Genomic DNA, 22,868 nt, shown 5'->3' on the forward strand with positions numbered 1-22,868 from the left:
TTACGCATAGCGCACCACCCCGGGCACGACCTGCGAAAGCCACGTGATCACGCCGCGCAGCACAGAGATGACGCCGGTGTCACCGGAGTTGGAGCCGGTGTCGGCCCAGGCCGTGCCCAACCGCTCCCGGGAGTAACCGGTCTTGCCCTCTGTCAGCTGGTCGGTGCACCCGGCCACGGCGAGCACGATGACGGCGGCGCCGACCGCCCCGCCCCTCAGACGCGTCACGTGCGTCCCCCTTCGCCTCCCCTTGTTCCGCCCTCGCACGGACGGACCCACTCCTGGTCCCACCGTATCGGCCGGGGAATTCGAAGCGGAGAGCGCCCGGGGGAGGACGGCAGGCGCGTGAAGCGCCCCTTGCCCTCAGCCCTGGTACCGCTCCTAATCAGTGAGCAGGAGTGAGCCTTGGACCCAAACCTGGTCAACTGGTGTATCCCGAACGGTTGTGGATGCACTGGTCACCCGCGTTCGCGCCGCGTCCGGCGACACGGATCGTGTCCGTGGTCCGGGGATGCGGGGGCGGGTTTCCTCACGCCCCCGGGTGCCGTGTCCGGCCTGGGCGGTCCGATGCCCCACACGATCGCTCTGGTCGCGTGGGGGCGGTGCCGTCCGTCGCCGGACACGGTGCCCGAGAGCGCGTCGTCCGATCGCGACGCCAGCGGCGTCGTGGCGGGTGATCTTGCGGTTCTTGCTGCTTAGGGGCTTCTGCCAGTGCTCGGCGCCCCAGCGGGAGGTGTAGGCGGGGTCGACGACGACGATGCTGATGCCGAGTTCGGCGGCCATGGACACGAGCCGTGCCCGCAGTTTGGCAACGGGCATGCCGGAGATCAGTTTGTGGAACCGCTTCCTGCGGCCGTGCTTCTCCCGCGTCTTCTCCGCGCCAAAGTCCAGGTCCTCGATCGCGATGGAGATGTCTTCGCGCCGTGCCCAGTGAAGGAGGCGTGTGAGGGCGTGCCTCACCTGGGCGTCCCGGTAGGTGGCCGGCCCGTCGAGGTCATAGGAGAACCGGCGGGGCTCACCCGTAGGGTTGCCGTGCTCATCCAGACGCCACGCTGCGAAGTGGTCGGCGTTGGTGTCCACACCGATGAGCCCGTTCGCCCTGGCTACGGCCAGGGGAACGGTCTGGATCGGGCGGATCGTCCAGGACGCGGTGAGGTACCAGCGGCCCCGGTCCACGTCCAGGTGGATGCGGTAGGCGACAGCACGGTTCGCCGATACGCGGTCGGCCCACTCTTCGCCGCGGTGCCGGAAGTCGATCCGGCCGTCGAGCACGTACCGGCCGCGCGGGGCGTTGGCCAGGTGAGCCAGCGGAGTCGGGAGCTTGATGCCGACCTCGCCGTCGGAGCTGACGCGGATGGTTTCGTTCCCGAAACGCTTCCCAGACTCCCCGTCTGCCTGGAGGAACCAGCGTTCGGCAACCCAGCGCCTGCGCCACTCGTACTCGGTGAGGTGGGCGGCTTCCAGATTGTGCCGGTTGCGAGCCAGTCGCTTCCCGCCCCGCACCACGCGCACGACACCGGCCTCCCGGTCGGACCGCTCGCGTTCCAGCCGGTCTTCCAGCACATGCAGGCGCCGGGTCTTTCGGAACCACTCCTGCTTTGTGCGGTAGCCGCCCGGCGCACGCTTCGTGCCCTTCTCCCCGAACGGCTGGGACAGGCGGTGCGCGATCGTGCGCACCCCGGCCTCCATGCTGTGGATGTCGGCGAGCTGGGCACGGCGCGAGAGGCCCCACTGGTCATGGGTGGCCTTCGTGATACTCCCGGCCCAGCGGGAGGACGACTCCTCGGTCAGGGCTCGCTTGCGCTCCGCCCACTGGTCGCTGTCGTGATCGGTACCCGCCCGGCAACGGGCCTTGAAGTCTGCGGAAGCCAGCGAACCCAGGTGTGCGCCCACCAGCGGCAGCACCTCACGGTCCCGCTGGGACATGCCCTTGATGCTGGTGCGGATCGCCACCCCGGACGGGCCCACCGCAACGAACGGCGCCTCGATCGTGCGCAATGCGGAGTCAGCCATGCTCGGCGGCCTCCAAAGCCTTGCGGGCACGGTTCTTCGCCGACCGGCGACCGTACAGGCGAGCACAGAACGAGGTCAGCACCTCCACCATGTCGCGCACCAGGTCGTCTTCGACCTCGCCGTCATCAAGGACCACGAGGAAGCGCCCATGTGCGGACAGGGCGGCTTCGACAAGTTCGGTGTTCATCCGGCCCAGCCGGTCTTTATGCTCGACCACCACCGTGGTCACATCCGGATCGGCCAGCAGCCGCATGGCTTTGGGGCGGGCACCGTTCAAACCGGATGCGATCTCCGCCTCCGCACGCACCACCCGGTGACCGGCCCGCGCCGCCCACTGGGACAGCCGGGCGACCTGCCGCTCCAGGTCGGTCTTCTGGTCATGGGAGGAGACACGGGCATACAGGCCCAGCCCGCCGATCGCCTCGGGTGCGGCGCTGACCCCGACGTTCACGAGGATCGTGCGCGGGCCGACCCGCTGAGCCGGTACCGGCAGCGTCCCCTCACGGAACCAGCGATACGCGGTCTGCGGATGCACACCCTGCGTCTTCGCCCATTCCGTGAGATTCACGCTCTCACAACGACACTCACTCACACATGGTTACGCTCACTCACTCGACTTTGAAGAGCAGCAGTTGAAGACCCCCTTTTCCTCAGACCTTGCCGATGCCCAGCGTCGACTCCGACGGCAGCAGGCCCGAGGAGAGAACCGCGACCCAGTAGTCGCCGAGCAGATCGGCCAGGCGGTCGGTGGCGGACGCGCCGAGTATCCGCCAGGGGGCGGCGGCGAGTTCGTCGGTGTGCTGCTCGACGCGGTGGCGCAGGGCGCGGCCCGCCTGAGTGGCCGTACCGTCGGCGTCCACCAGGCCGCGGGCGGTCAGGCGCTCGCGTGCGGCCGCCCATTCCTCCGCGCTCCAGCCCCGGCTGTCGAAGCGTTCGGCGGAGGCGGCGCCTATCGCGGCGAACGACACCAGCGCCTCGACCGGGTCGAGACCGGCGACGAGCAGGGCGGCGAGGTGGCCGTCGCCGCGGTGTTCGCGCAGGATCGTCGCGGCGTGCCACAGCTGTAGGTGGGGGGCGTCGGGCCAGGGCAGTTCGGCGTTGGCGGCGGCGAGCGGACGGCCGGCGGTGTCCGCCGCCTCGGCCGCGCGCCGGGCGAGGGCGGCGGCCTCGGCCAGCTCGGGGCTGTCGACGCGGTCGCCGAACAACGCGCGGTACGCCCGGTCGATCGCCCCCGTTCTGGCCCTCAGGACCTCTTCCGGGCTCGCCACCTTCCACGCCGGGTCGATGTTCTCGGCGACCATGCGGGGGTTGAAGCTGTAGAAGGCGGAGGCCACCCGTTCGCTGCCGACCGCACCCAACGGGGCCGCGCGATAGGGGAAGTAGCTCGGCCAGCGCTCCTCGGTCGCGAATCCGAGCGTGGCCGCCTCCTCGAAGGCCTCCGGTGCGTAGTACAGCACCGCGTGCAACGGCTCCAGCAGGTGCCAGAGCTGCCGCACCCTGGACAGTTCGACCCCGTCCTCGCTGACGTGCTCAGACATGCGTGACTCCTCAGCGCACTCGGCCCGGCCCACAACTTGACACCGACAAGATTGCCTCACGCCCGTGAACTTGTCAATGCCTAGATTAGGCGTACGCTGCTGGACATGAGCCCCAGCACCGCTTCCCCCCACCGCCCGTACCACCACGGCGACCTCCGTCGCGCCGTCCTCACCGCCGCGCTCGACGTCATCGCCGCCGACGGACCCTCAGCGCTGAGCCTGCGCGACCTCGCCCGCCGGGCCGGCGTCTCGCACGCGGCGCCCGCGCACCACTTCAAGGACCGCACCGGCCTGCTCACCGCGATCGCGGCCGAGGGATACGGGCTGCTGGCCGCCGCGCTGCGGGAGGCGGCCGATCTGAAGGACGCGGGCGTGCGCTACGTACGCTTCGCGCGCGAGCACCCGGCGCACTTCCAGGTGATGTTCGCGCCCGGACTGCTGCGCGCCGACGACCTGGAACTCACCACCGCCCGCACGCTCGCCGCCGACGCCCTGCGGCACGCCGTCTCCACCGTGCCCCCCGGGGGCCGCGGCCCCGACGCCCGCCTGGCCGGTGTCGCCGCGTGGTCACTGGCCCACGGCTTCGCCACGCTGCTCCTCAGCCACAACCTCGACGACCCCCTCGGCGACCGGAACCCGGAGGAGGTGTTCAGCACCCTGGCGGCGATGCTGTTCCGCCCCGCACCCCACTGATCCGGGCTTGACCCTGCCCCTGGCGTCAGGGTTCGACGATCCCGGCATGAGCGAACCGAGCGCCCCGCGCACATCGAGCGAACCCGACGACATCCCCCGCACCGTCCTGGTCACCGGCGCCGGCACCGGCATCGGACGCGCCACCGCCCGCGCGTTCGCCGCCGAGGGCGCGCACGTCCTGGCCGTCGGCCGACGTCCCGCGCCCCTCGCCGAGACCGCCGACGGCCACCCCGGGATCACCACCATCCCCGCCGACATCACCGCCGAGGACGGCCCGGCGACCGTCGTCCGCATCGCGCTCGAGCGCCATGGGCGCATCGACGTGCTGGTCAACAACGCCGCCGTCGTGAACACCGAGTCGCTGCGCACCTATTCACGCGCCTCCGTGCAACCCCAGCTCGCGACGAACCTCCTCGCCCCCGTCCTGCTCACCCAGGCCGCCCTTCCCGCGCTGGAGGAGAGCCGCGGTGTCGTGGTGAACGTGACGACGTCCGTCGGCCAGCGCGGCTGGCCCGGCAACTCCCTGTACGCGGCGGGCAAGGCGGCCCTCGAAGTCCCCACCCGCAGCTGGGCGGTGGAACTCGCCCCGCTCGGGATCCGGGTCGTCGCTGTGGCCCCCGGCGCCATCGAGACGCCGATCGCCGACCACTCGGGCTACACGCCCGAACAGCGCGCCGCCATCCGCAAGTGGCAGCTCGACCACACCCCACTGGGCCGGGTGGGCCGCCCCGAGGAGGTCGCCTGGGCGATCACCCGGCTGGCCTCGCCGCAGGCGTCGTTCATCACCGGCGTGATCCTGCCCGTGGACGGCGGCGCCGTGGTCACCTGACCCGCCGATGGACGGCGGCGCCGTGGTCACCTGACCCGCCGATGGACGGCGGCGCCGTGGTCACCTGACCCGCCGATGGACGGCGGCGCGTTGTCACGTGACCTCGCGCAGCGCCGTCGCCAGCCGTTCCCGCACCGCCAGTTGGGCCGCGATCCGGGCGTCGATCACGGCCAGCCGGTCCCTCGCGACCCGCAGGCCCTTCGAGGAGACCGGTCCGGCGGTGACGTCCCCGTCCAGACAGGGCAGGAACGCCCGTACGTCCTCCAGGGTGAGTCCCGCGTCCAGCAGATTCCGGATGTTGCGGACGCGGACCACCGCCCCGGCGTCGTACTCGCGGTAGCCGTTGGCGGCGCGCTCCGAAGTGATCAGCCCCGCCTGCTCGTAGTGCCGCAGAGCGCGGGGCGTCGCCCCGGTCGCCCTCGCCAGTTCACCGATCCGCACGTGTCTCCCCTGCTCAGGACCCCAGGATCGAGGCCAGGAACTCCCCGACCCACCCCAGCAGTTCCCGGCCGACCAGCGGCTTGCCGCCCACCTTCGCGGTCTTGGGGCGCGGCACCAGCACCTGGTGGACGGCCGGCTTGATGACCGTCCCCGGGTACAGCCGCTTGACCCGCAGTTCCTGCGACTCCCGCAGCTCCACGGGGGCGAAGCGGATGTTGTTGCCCTGGAGCACGACCTCGCCGACGCCGCACGCGCGCGCGAGCATCCGCAGCCCGGCCACCAGCAGCAGGTTCTCCACCGGCTCGGGCAGCTTGCCGCACCGGTCGACGAGTTCCTCCCGTACCGCCTTGACGTCCTCCTCGGTGTTGGCGGAGGCGATGGCCCGGTAGGCCTGGAGGCGCAGCCGCTCGCCCGGCGCGTAGTCGTGCGGGACGTGCGCGTCGACGGGCAGCTCGATCTTGACCTCGAGCGGCGGCTCCTCCTGGACCTCGCCGGTCTCCAGCTGGCGCCGGTAGTCCGCGACGGCCTCGCCGACCATGCGGACGTACAGGTCGAAGCCGACACCGGCGATGTGGCCGGACTGTTCGCCGCCGAGGAGGTTTCCGGCGCCGCGGATCTCCAGGTCCTTCATGGCGACGTACATGCCGGCGCCCATCTCGGTGTGCTGGGCGATCGTCGCGAGCCGCTCGTGCGCGGTCTCCGTCAGGGGCTTCTCCGGCGGGTACAGGAAGTACGCGTACCCGCGCTCACGCCCTCGGCCGACCCGGCCGCGCAGCTGGTGCAGCTGGGAGAGGCCGAAGTTGTCCCCTCGTTCGACGATCAGGGTGTTGGCGTTGGAGATGTCGATGCCCGACTCGACGATGGTGGTGGAGACGAGCACGTCGAACTTCTTCTCCCAGAAGTCGACGACGACCTGCTCCAGCGCCGACTCCGACATCTGGCCGTGCGCGGTGGCGATGCGCGCCTCGGGGACGATCTCCCGGAGTCTGGCGGCGGCCCGGTCGATGGACTCGACCCGGTTGTGGATGTAGAAGACCTGGCCCTCGCGCAGCAGCTCACGGCGGATGGCCGCGCCGATCTGCTTCTCCTCGTACGGGCCGACGAAGGTGAGCACCGGGTGCCGCTCCTCCGGCGGGGTGGTGATCGTCGACATCTCGCGGATGCCGGTGACCGCCATCTCCAGGGTGCGTGGAATGGGTGTGGCCGACATGGTCAGCACATCCACGTTCGCCCGCAGCTTCTTCAGCTGCTCCTTGTGCTCGACGCCGAAGCGCTGTTCCTCGTCGACGATGACCAGGCCGAGGTCCTTGAACTTCGTCTCCGAGGAGAACAGCCGATGGGTGCCGATGACGACGTCGACCGCGCCCTCGCGCAGCCCCTCCAGGACGGCCTTGGCCTCGGTGTCGGTCTGGAAGCGGGACAGGGCGCGGACGTTCACCGGGAACTGTGAGTAGCGCTCGGAGAACGTCCCGAAGTGCTGCTGCACGAGCAGCGTGGTGGGGACGAGGACCGCGACCTGCTTGCCGTCCTGGACGGCCTTGAAGGCGGCGCGGACCGCGATCTCCGTCTTGCCGTAGCCGACGTCACCGCAGATCAGCCGGTCCATGGGGACCGACTTCTCCATGTCGTCCTTGACCTCGGCGATGGTGGTGAGCTGGTCGGGGGTCTCGGCGTACGGGAAGGCGTCCTCGAGCTCGCGCTGCCAGGGGCTGTCCGCGCCGAAGGCGTGCCCCGGGGCGGCCATGCGCGCGCTGTACAGCTTGATCAGGTCGGCGGCGATCTCCTTGACCGCCTTCTTCGCGCGGGCCTTGGTCTTCGTCCAGTCGGCGCCGCCGAGCCGGTGCAGGGTGGGGGCCTCGCCGCCGACGTACTTGGTGATCTGCTCCAGCTGGTCGGTGGGGATGTACAGGCGGTCGCCGGGCTGGCCGCGCTTGGCGGGGGCGTACTCGACGACCAGGTACTCGCGGGTGGCGCCCTGGACGGTGCGCTGCACCATCTCGATGTAGCGGCCGACGCCGTGCTGCTCGTGGACGATGTAGTCGCCGGTCTCCAGGCTGAGCGGGTCGATGGTCTTGCGGCGGCGGGCGGGCATGCGGGTGCCGTCCCGGCCGGCCGCCTTCTGGCCGGTGAGGTCGGTCTCCGTCAGGACGGCGAGTCTGAGCGCCGGGTCGACGAAGCCGTAGTCGATGGAGCCGCAGGCGACGTGCACGACGGAGGGGCTGAGCGTGCCGAGGTCGCCCGTCTTCGCATCGGATACGGCCAGGCGGGCGGCGATGCCCTCGCCGCCGAGCACCTCCACCGTGCGGGCGGCCGGGCCGTGGCCCTCGGTGACGAAGACGGTGCGCCAGCCGTCGGCGAGCCAGCCCTTGGTGTCGGCGAGGGCCCGTGCCGTGTCCCCGCGGTAGGTCTCGGGCGCGTGCATGCCCAGCTTGAGCGTGTCCGCGTCGAGCTCGTCGTCCGCGGCGAACGGCGAGACCGACCACCACATCATGTCCAGCTCGCGCGCGCGGTCGCGGACGTCCGCGATGGGCCACAGGGAGGCCGCGCCGACGTCGATGGGCGCCTTGCCGCCGCCGGCGGTGGCCGCCCAGGAGGCCTGGAGGAACTCCTGGCTGGTGGCGACGAGATCGGCGGCACGCGTGCGTACCCGCTCCGGGTCGCACACGACGGCCATGGCGCCCTTGGGCAGTACGTCGAGCAGCAGCTCCATGTCGTCGACCAGGACCGGGGCCAGGGACTCCATGCCCTCGACCGCGATGCCCTCGGCGATCTTGCCGAGCAGTTCGCCGAGCTCCGGGTGCTGTTCGGCGAGGGCACGCGCGCGTGTGCGGACGTCTGCCGTCAACAGAAGTTCACGGCACGGCGCTGCCCACAGGCCGTGCTCGGCGACCTCCAGCGACCGCTGGTCGGCGACCTTGAAGTAGCGGATCTCCTCGACGTCGTCGCCCCAGAACTCGATGCGCAGGGGGTGTTCCTCGGTGGGCGGGAACACATCGAGGATGCCGCCGCGCACGGCGAACTCGCCGCGCTTCTCCACCAGCTCCACGCGCGTGTACGCGGCTGCCGCGAGGGCCTCCACGATCGCGTTCAGATCAGCGGTCTGCCCGGTCCGCAGGGCCACCGGCTCGAGATCGCCGAGCCCCTTGACCTGCGGCTGGAGCACGGACCGTACGGGGGCGACGACGACGGAGACCGGGCCGGTCTCGGGGTCGTCGGGGCGGGGGTGGGCCAGGCGGCGCAGGACGGCGAGGCGACGGCCGACGGTGTCGCTGCGCGGGCTGAGCCGCTCGTGGGGCAGCGTCTCCCAGGAGGGGTACTCCACGACGCCCTCGGGGGGCAGCAGCGTGCGCAGGGCGGCGGCCAGGTCCTCGGCCTCCCGTCCCGTCGCCGTGACCGCCAGCACCGGGCGGCCGGCGTCGCGGGCCAGGGCGGCGATCGCGAAGGGGCGGCCCGCCGGGGGGCCGACCAGGTCGACGTGCATGCGGTTGCCGTCGGCGGCCGCCTTGATCGCTTCCGCGAGGGCGGGGTCCTTGACTACGGCGTCGAGCAGACCGTGCAGGCTCATTCGGGGGCGGCTTTCGTCCGGGGCGGGCAACACGACGGGCCCGACACGCTTGGCGGGCCGGGGGTTCCCAGGGTACGACGCCGGGAGCCTGTCACCCGGCGGAGTGAACGCGGTGGCCCGGTGGAGGGACGGGGAGCTACCGTGGCCACAGGGGCTAGCCCGCCGTTTAGTCCACTGTTCGGGAGGTCTTCATGAGCAGGCAACACGCCCAGCGGCAGTACAACGTCCACGACGCCAAAACGAACTTCTCCCGGATACTGCAACTGGTGGAGACAGGCGAAGAGATCATCATCAGCCGGGCAGGGGAGCCCGTAGCGAAGGTCGTGCCGTTCCGGGCCAAGGTCAACCGCACGGGTTACGGATCGCTGCGCGGCCAGGTGGTCATCCACGACGACTTCGACGACATGTCAGACGACCCAGGGTTCGTCGAAGCCTTCGGACTGCTGCCGGAGGACCCGACGTGAAGCTACTGGCCGACACCCACGTCGTCCTGTGGTGGTTGCTCGCCGACGACCGGCTTCCGCCCGAAGTCAAGGAGCTGCTCGATACCGAACCAGAGGTCTACGTCAGCGCCGTGACGCCATGGGAGCTATCCGTCAAACGACGTCTCGGCAAGCTTGAAGGACCTCCTGACCTGCTCCGGCGCGCGTGGGAGTGCGGACTGCGACAGCTCCTGATCAGTGGTGAACACGGCATCCAGGCCGGAGACCTCCCTTTGCACCACCGCGACCCCTTCGACCGCATGCTCATCGCCCAGGCCCAGCTCGAAGACCTGACCCTCATCACCCGCGACACCTGGATCCCCAAGTACGACGTCCCCGTCCTCCGCGCATGAAACGACCCGGCGCCGAGAAGTCCCCCGTGACTTCTCGGCGCCGGGCCTCCCCCGTGCCCCCGTGTCCCCCGTCCGGTATGGCTAGTCGGTCGCGATCGCGTTCAGTACGTTCATCCGGCCCGCCCGGAACGCCGGCACCAGTGCCGCGAACAGTCCCACGAAGGCCGAGCCGACGAAGACGGCGATGATGGTCGGCCAGGGGATGTCCAGGACCTTCAGGCCCTCCAGGGCGAGCAGTTTCTGGGCGGTGGCTCCCCAGCCCATGCCGAGGCCGAGGCCGAGCAGGGCGCCGAAGAGGGCGATGACCACCGACTCCAGACGGATCATGCGGCGCAGCTGGCGGCGGGAGAGGCCGATGGCCCGCATCAGACCGATCTCCCGGGTGCGCTCCACCACCGACAGGGCCAGGGTGTTCACCACGCCCAGGACCGCCACGATGATCGCCAGTGCCAGCAGGCCGTAGATCATGTTCAGCAGCTGGCCGATCTGGTCCTTCAGGTTCTGCTTGTAGTCGGTCTGGTCGCGGACCTTGTACTGCGGGTAGCCGTGCAGCGCGGACTTGAGCGCCTTGTAGGCGGCGGCCTGCCGGCCGTCCTTGGCGGTGGCGAAGACCAGCTGGTCGAGCGGCATCTTGTCGGCCGGCACGTACTTGGCGAGCGTGGCGATGGAGGTGTACTTGGCGCCCTGGTCGATCACGTCGTCGCTGCTGGTGATCGCGCGGACCGTCAGGTGGGCGGCGGAGCCGTCCTTGAAGGCGACGGTGATCTTCGAGCCGAGGTGGATGCCGTGGGCCTTGGCGAACTTCTCGTGGACGGACATCGAGTCGGGCAGGTAGGCGTCCTTGAGGTCGCCGGCGACGGTCTTCTTGTGCAGGTCGCTCGCGTACGACGGGTCGGCCGCCGTGATGTCGGTGTCCTTGAGCGTCTTGCCGTCGGGGGTGGTGTAGTCGGCGACGGCCGTCCTGTACTCGGTGACCCGGGCCAGGCCCGGCGTCGACTTCACGGCCTTCACCGCCTGCGGGACGACCTTTTGGCCCTTGTCGTTCTGGATGATGAAGTCCGTACCGACGGTCTTGTCGAGCTGGTCGGTGGCGGAGGCCACCATCGAGGAGCCGACCACCGACAGGCAGGCGACCAGCGCGAGGCCGATCATCAGGGCCGCGCCGGTGGCGCCGGTGCGGCGCGGGTTGCGCAGGGCGTTGCGTTCGGCCATCCGCCCCACGGGGCCGAAGACCCGCAGCAGTACGGCGCTGAGCACCCGTACCAGGCCGCCGGCGAGCAGCGGGCCGATGACGACGAAACCGATCAGGGTCAGCACGATGCCCATGCCGAGGAACGGGGTGCCGTCCTTGGCCTTGTCGACCGAGGCGGCCGCGTACAGGCTCAGGCCGCCGGCACCGGTGAGGAGGACGCCGATCAGGGCACGTATCCAGCCGGCCTTGGCGTCGGCCGGGGTGCCCGCGTCGCGCAGCGCGGCCATCGGGGAGACCTTGCCGGCCCGGCGGGCGGGCAGGTAGGCGGCCAGGACGGTGACCACGACACCGAGGAGCAGACCGATCACCGGGGTCGTCCAGGCGACCGTCAGATCGTCCGTGGACAGGTGCATGCCCATCGTGCCCATGAGCTTCATCAGGCCGACCGCGATGCCGACGCCCGCACCGACACCGAGCACGGACCCGACCACGCCCAGCAGCAGCGCCTCGGCCAGCACCGAGCGGTTGACCTGCTTGCGGGAGGAGCCGATGGCCCGCATCAGACCGATCTCCCGGGTGCGCTGTGCGACCAGCATGGAGAAGGTGTTGATGATCAGGAAGATGCCGACGAGGAAGGCGATCCCGGCGAAGCCGAGCATCGCGTACTTCATGACGTTCAGGAGGCCCTTGACCTGCTTCTGGTTGGCGTCGGCGACCTCCTTCGCGGTCTGCACCTTGTAGCCGCCGCCGAGTTCGGCCGTCACGTTCTTCTTCAGCCGGGCGTCGGTGACGCCCTTCACCGCCGTGACGTTGACGTTCGTGTAGACGCCGGTGTCGCCGACGAGCGTCCGCTGGGCGGTACGGGTGTCGAAGTAGAAGATCGCCGCGCCGGGGTTGGTGACGGTGAAGGTGGCGATGCCGGAGATGCGGGCGGTGTGCGTGCCGACCGTGGTGATCACACCGATCTCGTCGCCGAGCTTCAGGTGGTGCTTGTCGGCGGTGTCGGCGTCGACCATGATCTGGCCCGGGCCCTTGGGCGCCGTACCGGAGGTGATCTTCATGGTGCGGGCGTCGTTGCCGTTCCAGCTGCCGACGATGGTCGGCGCGCCGCTGCTGGGCGAGAGGTCGTCCTTGTCGGCGTCGACGACTGTGGCCGTGGTGGAGAACACCGTCCCCTCCGCAGCCTTGACCCCCTGGACCTTGCGGACCTTGCCGAGCACCGAGGCGGGCATCACCGGAGGCTTGCCGTTGTCGGAGGTCGTCTCACCGGTGTCGGAGGCGCCCTTGGCACTGACCTGCACATCGGAGGAGGTCGCCTGGAACAGCTTGTCGAAGGTGGTGTTCATCGTGTCGGTGAACACCAGCGTGCCGCACACGAACGCCACCGACAGCAGCACCGCTATCGCCGACAGCGCCATACGGCCCTTGTGCGCGAAGAAGTTGCGCATCGAGGTCTTCAGGACGGTCATGACGTACGCCCCCGGGCGTCGAAGTCCTTCATGCGGTCCAGGACCTGATCGGCCGTCGGCTGGTGCATCTCGTCGACGATCCGGCCGTCCGCGAGGTACAGCACCCGGTCCGCGTACGACGCCGCCACCGGGTCGTGGGTGACCATCACGATGGTCTGGCCCAGCTCGTCCACGGACGTGCGCAGGAAGCCGAGGACTTCGGCGCCGGCGCGCGAGTCGAGGTTTCCGGTCGGCTCGTCCCCGAAGATGATCTCGGGGCGGGCGGCCAGGGCGCGGGCCACGGCGACGCGCTGCTGCTGGCCGCCGGAGAGCTGGGTGGGCCGGTGCTTGAGCCGCCCGGCGAGGCCGACGGTCTCCACCACCCGGTCCAGCCACGCCTGGTCGGGCTTGCGGCCCGCGATGTCCATGGGCAGCGTGATGTTCTCGAGCGCGTTCAGCGTCGGCAGCAGGTTGAACGCCTGGAAGATGAACCCGATCCGGTCCCGGCGCAGCTGGGTGAGCTTCTTGTCCTTCAGGCCGGTGATCTCGGTCTCGTCCAGGTAGATCTGACCGCTCGTCACGGTGTCGAGCCCGGCCAGGCAGTGCATCAGCGTGGACTTGCCGGAGCCCGAGGGGCCCATGATCGCGGTGAACTGGCCGCGGGCGATGTCCACGTCGACGTGGTCCAGGGCGACGACGCGGGTCTCCCCCGACCCGTACGCCTTCACGACCTGCCGCGCCCGCGCGGCAACGGCCGTACGCCCTCCAGTGCCCCCGTGCCTGGGAATGGTCACAGCCGATGTCACGGTAAGTCTCCTATATCGGTTGGCAAGTCTGCGGATGGGCCCCGGTGAGCCGGTGGGGCTGGGTTCGTCGTTCTGGGTACGTCAATGAGTCTCGCGTCCGGCGGGGCCGCGGCGCGCTGGTGCGAAGCCCCCTCTTCCAGGGGGGTTAACCCCACCCCCGCCGGTTCGGTCAGCCGCCCCCCGACGGCGTAAAGCCAGGTTAAGGACGGCAGCGGTGCCGTCTCGTCCTCCGGCGGTACGAACCCTCCCCCAGCCGTTGTACGGAGGAACCCCTAGGGGCGGTCCACCCGCGGGTGGAGCCGGTCTCGGGGTCCCGCTCCACCCTGCGGCCCCGACAGGCTGCACCCTCCCGCCGCGTGAGGGTCAAGTGGGAAGCTGTCCCCGGCAGGTAGGTGCAAGGGGCAAGGGTCTGGGGGTTTCCGGTGGGCGGTACGACACCCGCGATACGCGACGACGCGGCACGGCCCACCGCGACCCGCGGACGGGGCGCGGTCGTCGCCGCCCTCATGCTCGCCATGGCACTGGCCGCGCTGGACTCCACCATCGTCTCCACGGCCGTGCCGCAGATCGTCGGCGACCTCGGCGGCTTCTCCGTCTTCTCCTGGCTGTTCTCCGGCTATCTGCTCGCCGTGACCGTCACCCTGCCCGTCTACGGCAAGCTCTCCGACACCTTCGGCCGCAAGCCGGTCCTGGTCGCCGGCGCGTCCCTCTTCCTGCTCGGCTCGCTGCTGTGCGCCGCCGCGTGGAACATGGCCGCGCTGATCGCGTTCCGGATCGTGCAGGGCCTGGGCGGCGGGGCGTTGCAGGGCACGGTGCAGACCCTGGCAGCCGACCTCTACCCGCTCGCGGAACGCCCGAAGATCCAGTCGAAGCTGTCCACGGTGTGGGCGGTGTCGGCGGTCGCGGGGCCGGGGATCGGCGGGGTGCTCGCCGGGTACGCGGACTGGCGGTGGATCTTCCTCGTCAACCTGCCCATAGGGGCCGCCGCACTCTGGCTGATCGTCCGTCACCTGCACGAACCGGCCCGCGATCCGGCGGTCCGCCCCCGGATCGACTGGGCGGGCGCGCTCGCGGTGTTCGCGTGCGGCGGTGTCCTGCTGACGGCACTGGTGCAGGGCGGGGTGGCCTGGGCGTGGCTGTCGGCGCCGTCGCTCGCCCTGTTCGGCACGGGACTCGCCCTTGTCGGGGTCGTGGTGTGGGTGGAGCGGCGGGCGGCGGAGCCGATCATCCCCGGGTGGGTGTGGCGGCGCCGGACCATCGCGGCGGTGAACCTGGCACTCGGCGCGCTGGGGCTGCTGATGGTGGCGCCGGCGGTGTTCCTGCCGACGTACGCGCAGTCGGTGCTCGGCCTCGCCCCGGTGGCCGCCGGGTTCGTCCTGTCGGTGTGGACGCTCAGCTGGCCGGTGTCGGCGGCGCTCAGTCAGCACGTCTACCGGCGCATCGGCTTCCGTGACACCGCGATGCTCGGCATCGGCTCGGCCACGCTGATCCTGCTCGCCTTCCCTTTCCTGCCCTTCCCGGGCCGGGCCTGGCAGCCGGCGCTGCTGATGCTGCTGCTGGGCGGCGCGCTGGGCCTGTTCCAGCTGCCGCTGATCGTCGGGGTGCAGTCGACGGTCGGCTGGGCGGAGCGCGGCACCACCACCGCGTCGGTGCTCTTCTGCCGCCAGACCGGGCAGACCGTCGGGGCCTCGGTGTTCGGCGCGGTGGCCAACAGCGTCCTGGCCGCCCGGCTGGGCGGCGCGGGCGACCTGGACTCCGTGACCAGGGCACTCGACGCGGGCACGGCGCCCGAGGCCACCCGGCGGGCGATCGCCGACGCCGTGCACGCGGTGTACCTGGGGGCGGCGGGCGCGGCGGCGCTGGCGTTCCTGGTGCTGCTGGTGCTGGCGCCGCGGCGCTTTCCGGTGCTCGGCGAGTGAGCGCTGCCGGGCCGGTCAGGGCAGCCGGACGGAGACCTCGGGGTTCTGCGGTGACGGCCCGTCGAGAAGCGGCTGCCGGATGCCTTTCAGGTGCAGGTCGAAGAAGGCGGCCACGTACGCGCGCGTGATCGCTTCCGAGCGCGCCGAGGAGAGCACTTTCGGGTCGGCGACACCGAGCAGTTCCGCGAGCAGGGGTGCGTCGGTGAAGGTGCCGTGGTCGGATCCGGTGACCGTCAGCCAGCGTTTCCAGCCGTCCAGGCGGTCCCAGGCCTGGTTCCAGGTCTTGTCCTCGACGCCGGTGGTCTCGCTGAAGAGCAGGAAGGGGCGGCCGTCCAGACCGGCCTCGGGGACCGGCGCGAAGAAGGTGCCGTCCATGTTCACCCCGGCCCGCACCCGGTCGTCGGCGGCCATGGTCGCGGCGGCGGCGTCACCGCCGATGGAGTGCCCGGCCATGCCGGTCCGCCTCGGGTCGATCATGCGGGCGTACCGCCATGCGGGATGCCGGCCGGTGAGCCGGTCCAGTACGAAGGAGACGTCCTTGGCCCGGCTCTCGGCGATGGCCGCGGGCCCGCCCGCCGGGGGCTCGTCGCAGATGGCGCAGGGCACGGTGCGGCCGTCGGGCAGGGTCGTACCGGCGGTCTCGTACAGGTGGTCGACGAGGGCGATGATGTACCCGCGGCTCGCGAGGTCCTCGGCGAGACCGGTGAGCGTGGCGCGCGGCAGCGTGAAGCCCGGTGAGAGCACCACCAGCGGGAACCTGCCGTGCGCCGGGCGCGCGCCGGGGTGCGCCCAGGTCCGCAGGCCGCTGATCGTCTCGGGCGGCACGGTGGAGCCCGGGACCTTCATGGCCAGCAGGAGACGCGCCTCCTCGGTGGTCATGTACGGGGCAGTCGGGCCGCGGGTCCCGGTCCGGGCCGGGTAGTACACCGAAACCATCAGCTGCCGGGCGCCCGCGGACGGCACCCAGGGGTCCGGGCGGTGGGTGTCGACGAGGTGCAGCGTGCTGCGGCCGACTGCGTGCGGGCCGGTCGGGCGGGGCAGCGCGGCGGAGACGGCGTGGGTGACCGAGCTGGAGTGTGCCGACGAGGCGGCGGCCGGTGCCGGGGCGGCGGACGCGGGGCCGGCGCCGAGGACCGGCAGCGACAGGGCGACCGCGGTGGCCGCGACGGTGGCTAAGCGATGGGATCCAGAAGATCTGCTCATGCCCCAGACGGTAGGCGGCGGTTCACGGCCCAACATCGCCTCAGGGAGGTACGTACCCCTGGTCCCGCAGGGGCACAAGAGCCCCTCCTGCGGGCGGACATCCGGCTCCGGGCGTCCGACTCCGGTCGCACGCACGTGAGTTAACGCCGGTAACACCCGAGGTCAGACATGTTTTCGCATAGTAAGCGCATACCGACCGTCCAGTTTGCTCAAAACCCCACGCGCCCCGGAAAGCTGCGAGTAGCGTGCGCACTCGCTCCCCCCACCTCCCTGCGGTCCGCCGCCACGGACCCGAGCCACGCAAGGAGCACGGGATGTCCTACGACCCGTCGCCGCGCCACCCCACACATCACCCCACACACCTCACCTACCCCTGGCAGCCGCCACCCCCCGAACCCCACCGCCCCCGCAGCGCACCCCAGCGCGAACCGCTCGGCCACCACAGCGATCTGCGGATCCTGCGCAGCGCCTACCGCTGGCAGCGCCGCACCGCCACCCTCACCGCGCTCGGCTACTTCACGCTCTTCCTGCTGCTGTCGGCGTTCGCGCCGGACCTGATGACGGCCCCCGCCGTCGACGGCATCCCCACCGGCCTGCTCCTCGCCCTGGCCCAACTGCCCGTCACCTGGCTGGCGATCGCCCTCTACGAGCACACCGCACGCCGCCGCGTCGACCCGCTCGCCGACCGCATCCGCAAGCAGGCCGAACTCGACGCCAAGCGGGGGGCCGCACGATGACCGGCTTCAGTGACTCGGCGCAGGCGTGGTCGCTGGTGGCCTTCTGCTCCGTCGCCACCATCACCCTGCTGCTGTGCGTGATGACCGGCCCGGACCGCGACGACCTCGACGAGTTCTACACCGGCTACGGCTCCCTCTCCCCGCTGCGCAACGGCCTCGCCATCGCCGGCGACTACATCTCGGCGGCGACCGTGCTCGGCACCGGCGGCGTGATCGCCCTGTGCGGCTACGACGGCATCGTGCTGGCCCTGAGCACGACCCTGTCGCTGATGCTGCTGATGTTCCTGCTGGCCGAACCCCTGCGCAACGCCGGCCGCTTCACCATGGGCGACGCACTGGCCCGCCGCACGCCCGGACGCAGCGCGCGGATCGCGGCCTGCGCGGTCACCATCGCCGCGCTGCTGCCGCTGATGCTGGTCCAACTCGCGGGCGCGGGGCAGCTGATGGCGTTCCTGCTCGGCTTCTCCAACGAGTCGGTGAAGACCGGATGCGTGGTCGGCATCGGCGCCCTGATGATCAGCTACGCGGCGATCGGCGGCATGAAGGGCACCGCCCTCATCCAGATCCTGAAGATCGTGATGCTGCTCGGCTCCGGCGCCGTCATCGCCGTGATCGTCCTGCACCGCTTCGACTGGGACCCCGGCGCCCTGTTCGGCCAGGCCGCGCTGCAGAGCGGCGCCGGACCGGCCTTCCTCCACTCCGGCCTCCAGTTCGCGGGCGGCGCCGCACCCCGCCTGGACATGATCACGTCCGAGCTGACGATCGTGCTCGGCGGCGCCTGCCTGCCGCACATCACCATGCGCATGTACACCGCCTCCAGCGCCCGCCAGGTCCGCCGCTCGATGTCCTGGGCGGTGTCCTGCGTGGCCCTGTTCGTGCTGGTCATCACGGTCGTGGCGGTCGGTGCGACGGCGCTCGTCGGCAGCAGGGCCATCGCGGGGGCCGACCCGCAGGGCAACACCGCCTACCTGCTGGGCGCGCGAGCCGCGTTCGGCTCCGACATCTCCACCGCGGAGACCCTGCTGTTCACCACGGTCACGTCCGCGATCTTCCTGACCCTCCTGGCCTCCGTCGCCGGGATGATCCTCGCCTGCGCCAACTCCCTCGCCCACGACGTCTTCGCCACCCGCGTGCAGGAGATGCCCGCTCCCCGCGAGACGACCCTGGCCCGGCTCTCGGCCCTGGCGATCGGCATCCCCGCGATCCTCCTGGCCACCCTGGTCCAGCATCACAGCCTGCAACCCCTGGTGATCCTCTCCTTCTGCCTGGGGGCCTCCGCCATCGCCCCCGCCCTGGTGTACAGCCTCTTCTGGCGCCGCTACACCCGAACGGGCCTGCTGTGCACCCTGATCGGCGGCTCCCTCACCGTCCTGCTGCTCATGCCGGGCACCAACCTGGTCTCCGGCTCACCCGTCGCCGCCTTCCCCGACGCCGACTTCAACTGGTTCCCGTTCACCACCACGGGCCTGGTCTCCATCCCGGCCGGCTTCGCCTTCGGCTGGCTGGGCACGGTGGCCTGCGGCCGGCACAAGGCCGAGGAGCAGCGACGGCAGTACGAGGCGGTGGAGGGCTGGATCCTGGCGGGGGTGGTGCGACGGTAGACGCGGCGCCGAAGGAAGGGCCCGGGCGGGGCCGGGCGCGCGGCCCCGCCCCGCCCAGGGCGACGCCCACAGCCCGACGCCCGCAGAGACAGGACACACAGCCCCCACCAACCGAGGCAAGGCACCCGGCCGAGCACCGGACAGGGCGATGCCCTCAGCCCAGTGCCAGTCGGCGCGAGGCCCGCCGCCCCGGCGTGCGCGCGGGGGCGTGCGCCCGGGCCGGCTACTCGGCCGCTCGCCCCTTCCATGTCGTGATGCTGCTGCGCACGTAGTCCATCTGTGCCTGCATGGCGTCCCACGTCTCCCCGTGCTCGCGCAGCACCCGCTCCGTCTCCCGGGCGATCAGGTCCTCGCGCACCCGGGCCTCGGCGAGTAGCTCGGCCGCACGCGCGCGTGCCTCCTCCTGTCCCGGCGCCTCCCCCTCCTTCGCCGCCACGAGCTCCCGCTCCGCATCCGACACCGCGGCCTCCGCCCGGGCCACCTGCTCGGCGTGCAGCGCGTCGAACGCGGCCGACCGCTCAACCTCCTCCCGCTCCACCGCCGCCCACCGCTCGGCGTGCTCCCGGGCCTGCTCGACCAGCATCCCCGAGGTCCGCTGCCGTACCTCCCGCAGTGCCGCGAGGGCCTCACTGCGGCCCTCCTTCACCGCCCGCCGCGTACCGATCCGGAGGGCGTCGGCCTCGGCCTGCGCCGCGAGGAGCCGCTGGCGGGCCCACTCCTCGGCATCCCCGACGAGCGCGTCCGCATACTCCTCGGCCGCCCGGCCCACGCTCTCGGCGTACGTCTGCGCCTGAGCCAGCTCAGCCCGCGCAGCGTCCCGCGCGGACTCCCGTACGGCATGCGCCTCTTCCACCCCGAGCTGGAAGAGACGCTGGGCGCTCTCGCCGAGCGACTCGTACGTCGGCGGTGCGAGCTGCGCGATCGTCTCGCGCAACCGGGTCACCTCCGCCGCCATGTCCTTGGCGAGCACGGTGAGCCGGGCGGCCCGCTCCCAGGCGGCGTCCCGGTCCCGCGAGAGCGCCTCCGCGAACGCGTCGACCCGGTCGGGCCGGTAGCCGCGCCCCCGGACGGAGACGAAGCCGTGCGGCGACACCGGTGCACTGCCCATCCTGTGAACCCCTCTCCGCCAGACACACACGAAATGATGATTTCGCGCATATCTTGATGTATCGGACGCAAGTGTTCATAACGCGACACTCCGCAGACACAACACGGCCAGGTTTTGGCAGCACGCGAAGGGGCCGGCCCCGGTCACCCGGGTCCGGCCCCACCGACTACGACAAACCGCTATGACAACCGCGCTACAGCAGTCCGTCCCACATCTGCTCCAGCAGCACCGACCACCAGCTCTCCGGCGACCCCAGCGCCGCCGGGTCCAGCGAGGCCAACTGCGCCTGGAAATCGACCGTCCAGCGGCCCGCCTGTTCCGGATTCAGACCGAACCGCAGCCGCCACATCCGGCCCAGCAGCGCCAGACACCGCGCGAACTCCGGCAGCCCCGAGTTCACGAACTGCGGCGGTACGGGCCCACCGCCCGGCCCGGCCTCCACCGGCACGGCGACGATGTTCGCCGTCCCGTACTGCACACAGATCGCCTTGCCGAAGTCCGTACCCATGACCAGGTACGACCCCGCGTCCGGCGCCGGCTGCACCCCACGCTCCGCCGCCAGCTCCGCCAGCGTCGGCACCGGACGCCCCGGCTGCGCCTGCGCCCAGAAGAACGGACCCATGTCCAGCGGCAGCCCGGCCACCACCAGCGTGTGCGCCACGACCGGCGGCACACCCTGCCGCGACACCGCACCCTGGTCGAACCGGAAGACCCCCGGCCCGAACGCCGCCGCCAGCTCCTGCGCGATCGCCTCCGGCGGAATCGGCGGCGCCGGCTGCACCGGCGGAATCGGCGCCCGCACCGGCGCCGGCCGCGCGGGACCGTCCGCCACCTGGTGCAACTCGCCCTGGTGCGCCAGCAACTGCTGCATGCCCTGCTGCCGGCTCGCGTGGTCCGTCCCGTACGGCGCGATGCTCGCGATCCGCGCCTGCGGCCACTGCTCCCGGATCATCCGCGCACAGTACGCGCCCGGCAGCTCGCACGACTCCAGCTCCGTGTGCAGCTCCAGCACCTGGTTCGGCGGCACGTTCATCGCACGCAGCTCATGGAAGATCTGCCACTCCGGATGCGGCGTACCCGGCGACGAACGCCGGATCAGCTGCTGCTCGGAGCCGTCCTGCGCGCGATAGCGCAGCACGGCCTGATACCCCGGGCCGACCATCGGCTGCCCCTGCTGCTGCGGGTAGCCGTACGCCGGAGGCTGCCCTGGCGGCGGCGTGGCACCGGGCGGGGGCATGACGCCAGGGGGCGGCATGGCACCAGGCGGGGGCATGGCACCGGGAGGCGGCATGGCGCCCGGCGGCATCGGCTGCGGGGCAGCCGCTACACCGGGGGGAGGCGGCGGAGGCGCGCCGGGCCCGGACACCGGGGGCGCGGCCAGCACGGTCTCCGCGTGATGCACCCCACCAAGCCCACCACCCGTCGGAGGCCTCTGCGGAGCAGGGCCGCCCGGCGCACCGGGAGCAGCCGGGGCCGCCGGAGGCTGCGGACCCGCGGGCCCCTCCTGACCGAGCGCCGACACCATCTGCGTCGGCACATACCCGCCCGCAGGCGCGCCCGGCGCCCCGGGCCCACCCGGCGGAGGCGGTGGCGCGGCACCCGGCGTCCCCGGAGCGCCCGGCGGAGGCGGCGGCGCACCCGCCCCACCGCGCGCCCGGCGCGGCGGAGGCGCGGCCTTGCTCGTCGCGGCGTCCGCGATGTCCCCGGCGTTCGGCGCCAACGGCCGCCCCGGACCAGCCGGGCCACCGGGACCACCGGGACCACCGGGACCACCGGGACCACCCTGGCCCCCCGGACCGACCGGAGGCTGAGGCGCGCCCGGAACACCCGCCGGTGCTCCCGGGGCCTGCGGATAGCCGTACCCGGGAGCAGCCTGCGGGCCACCAGGCGGCGGAGGCGGAGGCGGCGGAGGGCTGCCCTGCGGCACACCCACGGTCGGCGGCGGAGGCGGCGTACTCCCCTGCGGCACACCCGGCGCCTGCGGATAGCCGTACGACGGCGCACCCGGCGGAACGGGCGGCGGCGTACTCCCCTGCGCGGGCCCCGGAACCGGCGCGGCAGCCGCAGCCCCCGGACCGTCCACCGCCGGCGCGACAGCCGTCGGCGCGACAGCCGTCGGCGCGACAGCCGTCGGCGCGACAGCCGTCGGCGCGACAGCCGTCGGCGGCAGCTGACTGCCCCCCGACATCAGCGCCGTCTTGGCGTCCGGCGGAGTCGGCGGAGTCGGAGAACCATCACCGGACTCGCTCAACGGCGGCGCGAACACCGTCGCCGGCAACGGCACGGACCGGTCCTCACCCGCATCCCCATTGGTGTCCGTACCCGCCCAAGGCGTCGCCCCGGCGGGCACCGGCCCATCGGAGCCACCCCGCTCACCGGCCCCGGCGGCCGGCCACGGCGCACCACTGCCCGGCACACCATCCGACGGCACCGCATCCGAGGGCACCGCATCCGACGGCTCGGCACCCGACGGCTCGGCACCCGAAGCACCGGCAGGCCCCGAAACCGGCACCCCCGCCTGCGTCCGGGGCAACTCGCCGCCCTGCGACCGCCGATCCGGAATCCCCAGCTTGTCCGCCGCCTCCTGCAACCACTCCGGCGGACTCAACAAGAACGACGTCTGATTCAGATCCACCCGCGCCGCAGGCGCCGGCACCGCATCCGCCACCTCGGCCTCACGGCCGTACTCCTCCTCGTACCGGCGGATCACCTCACCCACCGGCAACGCCGGCCACAACGTCGCCTCACCACTGTCCCGGGCGATGACCAGCCGCTGCCCGCCCGCGTCCGAACGCGGGCCCTCCGCACGGTCCTCACCCCACACCACGAAGCCGAGACCGAACTCCCGCACCCGCACCTCACGATGCTGGTACACCGGCACGTCCCCGTTGATCCACTCTTCCGCGCGCTCCTGCGCCTGCGCGAACGTCACCATCGCCG

General features: G+C 71.8%; 18 protein-coding genes. 7 read left to right on the forward strand and 11 right to left on the reverse strand.

Features of this window, described 5'->3' with window-relative positions; genetic code table 11:
* From ACWGJM_RS00155 to ACWGJM_RS00170, 4 genes are all read right to left on the reverse strand, one after another.
* The gene (locus ACWGJM_RS00155; RefSeq protein ID WP_453409382.1) at positions 1–228 is read right to left on the reverse strand and encodes a hypothetical protein; all 228 of its coding nucleotides are present in this window, start codon (positions 226–228) and stop codon (positions 1–3) included.
* Between the two features lie 153 nt (positions 229–381).
* Entirely contained in the window at positions 382–2,013 is a 1,632-nt protein-coding gene (locus ACWGJM_RS00160) for an IS200/IS605 family accessory protein TnpB-related protein (RefSeq protein ID WP_453409383.1), read from the reverse strand.
* Entirely contained in the window at positions 2,006–2,581 is a 576-nt protein-coding gene (locus ACWGJM_RS00165; RefSeq protein WP_453409384.1) for an IS607 family transposase, read from the reverse strand. The genes ACWGJM_RS00160 and ACWGJM_RS00165 overlap by 8 nt, the downstream gene beginning before the upstream one ends.
* A gap of 82 nt (positions 2,582–2,663) precedes the next feature.
* The gene (locus ACWGJM_RS00170; protein WP_453409385.1) at positions 2,664–3,551 is read right to left on the reverse strand and encodes an SCO6745 family protein; all 888 of its coding nucleotides are present in this window, start codon (positions 3,549–3,551) and stop codon (positions 2,664–2,666) included.
* 105 nt (positions 3,552–3,656) lie between these two features.
* On the opposite strand from ACWGJM_RS00170, the gene ACWGJM_RS00175 reads away from it, so the two are divergent.
* Together ACWGJM_RS00175 and ACWGJM_RS00180 are read left to right on the forward strand one after the other, a co-directional pair.
* A complete protein-coding gene (locus ACWGJM_RS00175; RefSeq protein WP_453409386.1) occupies positions 3,657–4,244 on the forward strand; it encodes a TetR/AcrR family transcriptional regulator in 588 nt (195 codons plus the stop codon).
* A gap of 46 nt (positions 4,245–4,290) precedes the next feature.
* Entirely contained in the window at positions 4,291–5,073 is a 783-nt protein-coding gene (locus ACWGJM_RS00180; protein WP_453409387.1) for an SDR family NAD(P)-dependent oxidoreductase, read from the forward strand.
* 93 nt (positions 5,074–5,166) lie between these two features.
* Here ACWGJM_RS00180 and ACWGJM_RS00185 read toward each other — a convergent pair whose 3' ends face one another.
* Together ACWGJM_RS00185 and mfd are read right to left on the reverse strand one after the other, a co-directional pair.
* Positions 5,167–5,514 (reverse strand): MerR family transcriptional regulator, encoded by a 348-nt coding sequence (locus ACWGJM_RS00185; protein WP_453409388.1) that lies wholly within the window; start codon positions 5,512–5,514, stop codon positions 5,167–5,169.
* A 13-nt stretch (positions 5,515–5,527) separates the two neighbouring features.
* Complete coding sequence (mfd, locus tag ACWGJM_RS00190; RefSeq protein ID WP_453409389.1) at positions 5,528–9,079, reverse strand: transcription-repair coupling factor; 3,552 nt, start codon at positions 9,077–9,079, stop codon at positions 5,528–5,530.
* Positions 9,080–9,270: 191 nt separating this feature from the next.
* On the opposite strand from mfd, the gene ACWGJM_RS00195 reads away from it, so the two are divergent.
* On the forward strand, positions 9,271–9,543 hold the full coding sequence (locus tag ACWGJM_RS00195) for a type II toxin-antitoxin system Phd/YefM family antitoxin (protein WP_453409390.1): 273 nt from the start codon (positions 9,271–9,273) through the stop codon (positions 9,541–9,543).
* A complete protein-coding gene (locus ACWGJM_RS00200; RefSeq protein ID WP_453409391.1) occupies positions 9,540–9,914 on the forward strand; it encodes a type II toxin-antitoxin system VapC family toxin in 375 nt (124 codons plus the stop codon). Before ACWGJM_RS00195 ends, ACWGJM_RS00200 begins: the two co-directional genes overlap by 4 nt.
* A gap of 81 nt (positions 9,915–9,995) precedes the next feature.
* Here ACWGJM_RS00200 and ACWGJM_RS00205 read toward each other — a convergent pair whose 3' ends face one another.
* Positions 9,996–12,575, reverse strand: coding sequence for an ABC transporter permease (locus ACWGJM_RS00205; RefSeq protein ID WP_453409392.1), 2,580 nt, complete (start codon positions 12,573–12,575; stop codon positions 9,996–9,998).
* On the reverse strand, positions 12,572–13,360 hold the full coding sequence (locus ACWGJM_RS00210; RefSeq protein ID WP_453409393.1) for an ABC transporter ATP-binding protein: 789 nt from the start codon (positions 13,358–13,360) through the stop codon (positions 12,572–12,574). Before ACWGJM_RS00210 ends, ACWGJM_RS00205 begins: the two co-directional genes overlap by 4 nt.
* Before the next feature lie 422 nt (positions 13,361–13,782).
* Here ACWGJM_RS00210 and ACWGJM_RS00215 point away from each other — a divergent pair, with 422 nt between their 5' ends.
* Positions 13,783–15,279, forward strand: a complete 1,497-nt coding sequence (locus tag ACWGJM_RS00215) for an MFS transporter (RefSeq protein ID WP_453409394.1) — start codon at positions 13,783–13,785, stop codon at positions 15,277–15,279.
* 15 nt (positions 15,280–15,294) lie between these two features.
* Here ACWGJM_RS00215 and ACWGJM_RS00220 read toward each other — a convergent pair whose 3' ends face one another.
* Positions 15,295–16,482: an alpha/beta hydrolase family protein gene (locus ACWGJM_RS00220; protein ID WP_453409395.1), complete on the reverse strand. Its 1,188-nt coding sequence runs from the start codon at positions 16,480–16,482 to the stop codon at positions 15,295–15,297.
* A gap of 314 nt (positions 16,483–16,796) precedes the next feature.
* Here ACWGJM_RS00220 and ACWGJM_RS00225 point away from each other — a divergent pair, with 314 nt between their 5' ends.
* Both ACWGJM_RS00225 and ACWGJM_RS00230 read left to right on the forward strand, forming a co-directional pair.
* A complete protein-coding gene (locus ACWGJM_RS00225) occupies positions 16,797–17,219 on the forward strand; it encodes a DUF485 domain-containing protein (RefSeq protein ID WP_453409396.1) in 423 nt (140 codons plus the stop codon).
* Positions 17,216–18,820, forward strand: a complete 1,605-nt coding sequence (locus tag ACWGJM_RS00230; RefSeq protein ID WP_453409397.1) for a sodium/solute symporter — start codon at positions 17,216–17,218, stop codon at positions 18,818–18,820. The genes ACWGJM_RS00225 and ACWGJM_RS00230 overlap by 4 nt, the downstream gene beginning before the upstream one ends.
* Positions 18,821–19,043: 223 nt before the next feature.
* On the opposite strand, the gene ACWGJM_RS00235 is transcribed toward ACWGJM_RS00230, so the two are convergent.
* Together ACWGJM_RS00235 and ACWGJM_RS00240 are read right to left on the reverse strand one after the other, a co-directional pair.
* Positions 19,044–19,928 carry a cellulose-binding protein gene (locus ACWGJM_RS00235; protein WP_453409398.1) on the reverse strand — a complete coding sequence of 295 codons (885 nt, stop codon included), beginning with the start codon at positions 19,926–19,928 and terminating at the stop codon, positions 19,044–19,046.
* Between the two features lie 193 nt (positions 19,929–20,121).
* Entirely contained in the window at positions 20,122–22,863 is a 2,742-nt protein-coding gene (locus ACWGJM_RS00240) for an SUKH-4 family immunity protein (RefSeq protein WP_453409399.1), read from the reverse strand.
* Positions 22,864–22,868: the final 5 nt, after the last annotated feature.

Source organism: Streptomyces sp. NPDC054834 (genome assembly GCF_053611185.1).

Excerpts from the sequence above, each read along its gene's own strand:
- ACWGJM_RS00160 (WP_453409383.1), bottom strand. The coding sequence starts at position 2,013 with ATGGCTGACTCCGCATTGCGCACGATCGAGGCGCCGTTCGTTGCGGTG.
- ACWGJM_RS00170 (WP_453409385.1), bottom strand. The coding sequence starts at position 3,551 with ATGTCTGAGCACGTCAGCGAGGACGGGGTCGAACTGTCCAGGGTGCGG.
- ACWGJM_RS00175 (WP_453409386.1), top strand. The coding sequence starts at position 3,657 with ATGAGCCCCAGCACCGCTTCCCCCCACCGCCCGTACCACCACGGCGAC.
- ACWGJM_RS00180 (WP_453409387.1), top strand. The coding sequence starts at position 4,291 with ATGAGCGAACCGAGCGCCCCGCGCACATCGAGCGAACCCGACGACATC.
- mfd (WP_453409389.1), bottom strand. The coding sequence starts at position 9,079 with ATGAGCCTGCACGGTCTGCTCGACGCCGTAGTCAAGGACCCCGCCCTC.
- ACWGJM_RS00195 (WP_453409390.1), top strand. The coding sequence starts at position 9,271 with ATGAGCAGGCAACACGCCCAGCGGCAGTACAACGTCCACGACGCCAAA.
- ACWGJM_RS00205 (WP_453409392.1), bottom strand. The coding sequence starts at position 12,575 with ATGACCGTCCTGAAGACCTCGATGCGCAACTTCTTCGCGCACAAGGGC.
- ACWGJM_RS00220 (WP_453409395.1), bottom strand. The coding sequence starts at position 16,482 with ATGAGCAGATCTTCTGGATCCCATCGCTTAGCCACCGTCGCGGCCACC.
- ACWGJM_RS00225 (WP_453409396.1), top strand. The coding sequence starts at position 16,797 with ATGTCCTACGACCCGTCGCCGCGCCACCCCACACATCACCCCACACAC.
- ACWGJM_RS00230 (WP_453409397.1), top strand. The coding sequence starts at position 17,216 with ATGACCGGCTTCAGTGACTCGGCGCAGGCGTGGTCGCTGGTGGCCTTC.
- ACWGJM_RS00235 (WP_453409398.1), bottom strand. The coding sequence starts at position 19,928 with ATGGGCAGTGCACCGGTGTCGCCGCACGGCTTCGTCTCCGTCCGGGGG.
- ACWGJM_RS00240 (WP_453409399.1), bottom strand. The coding sequence starts at position 22,863 with ATGGTGACGTTCGCGCAGGCGCAGGAGCGCGCGGAAGAGTGGATCAAC.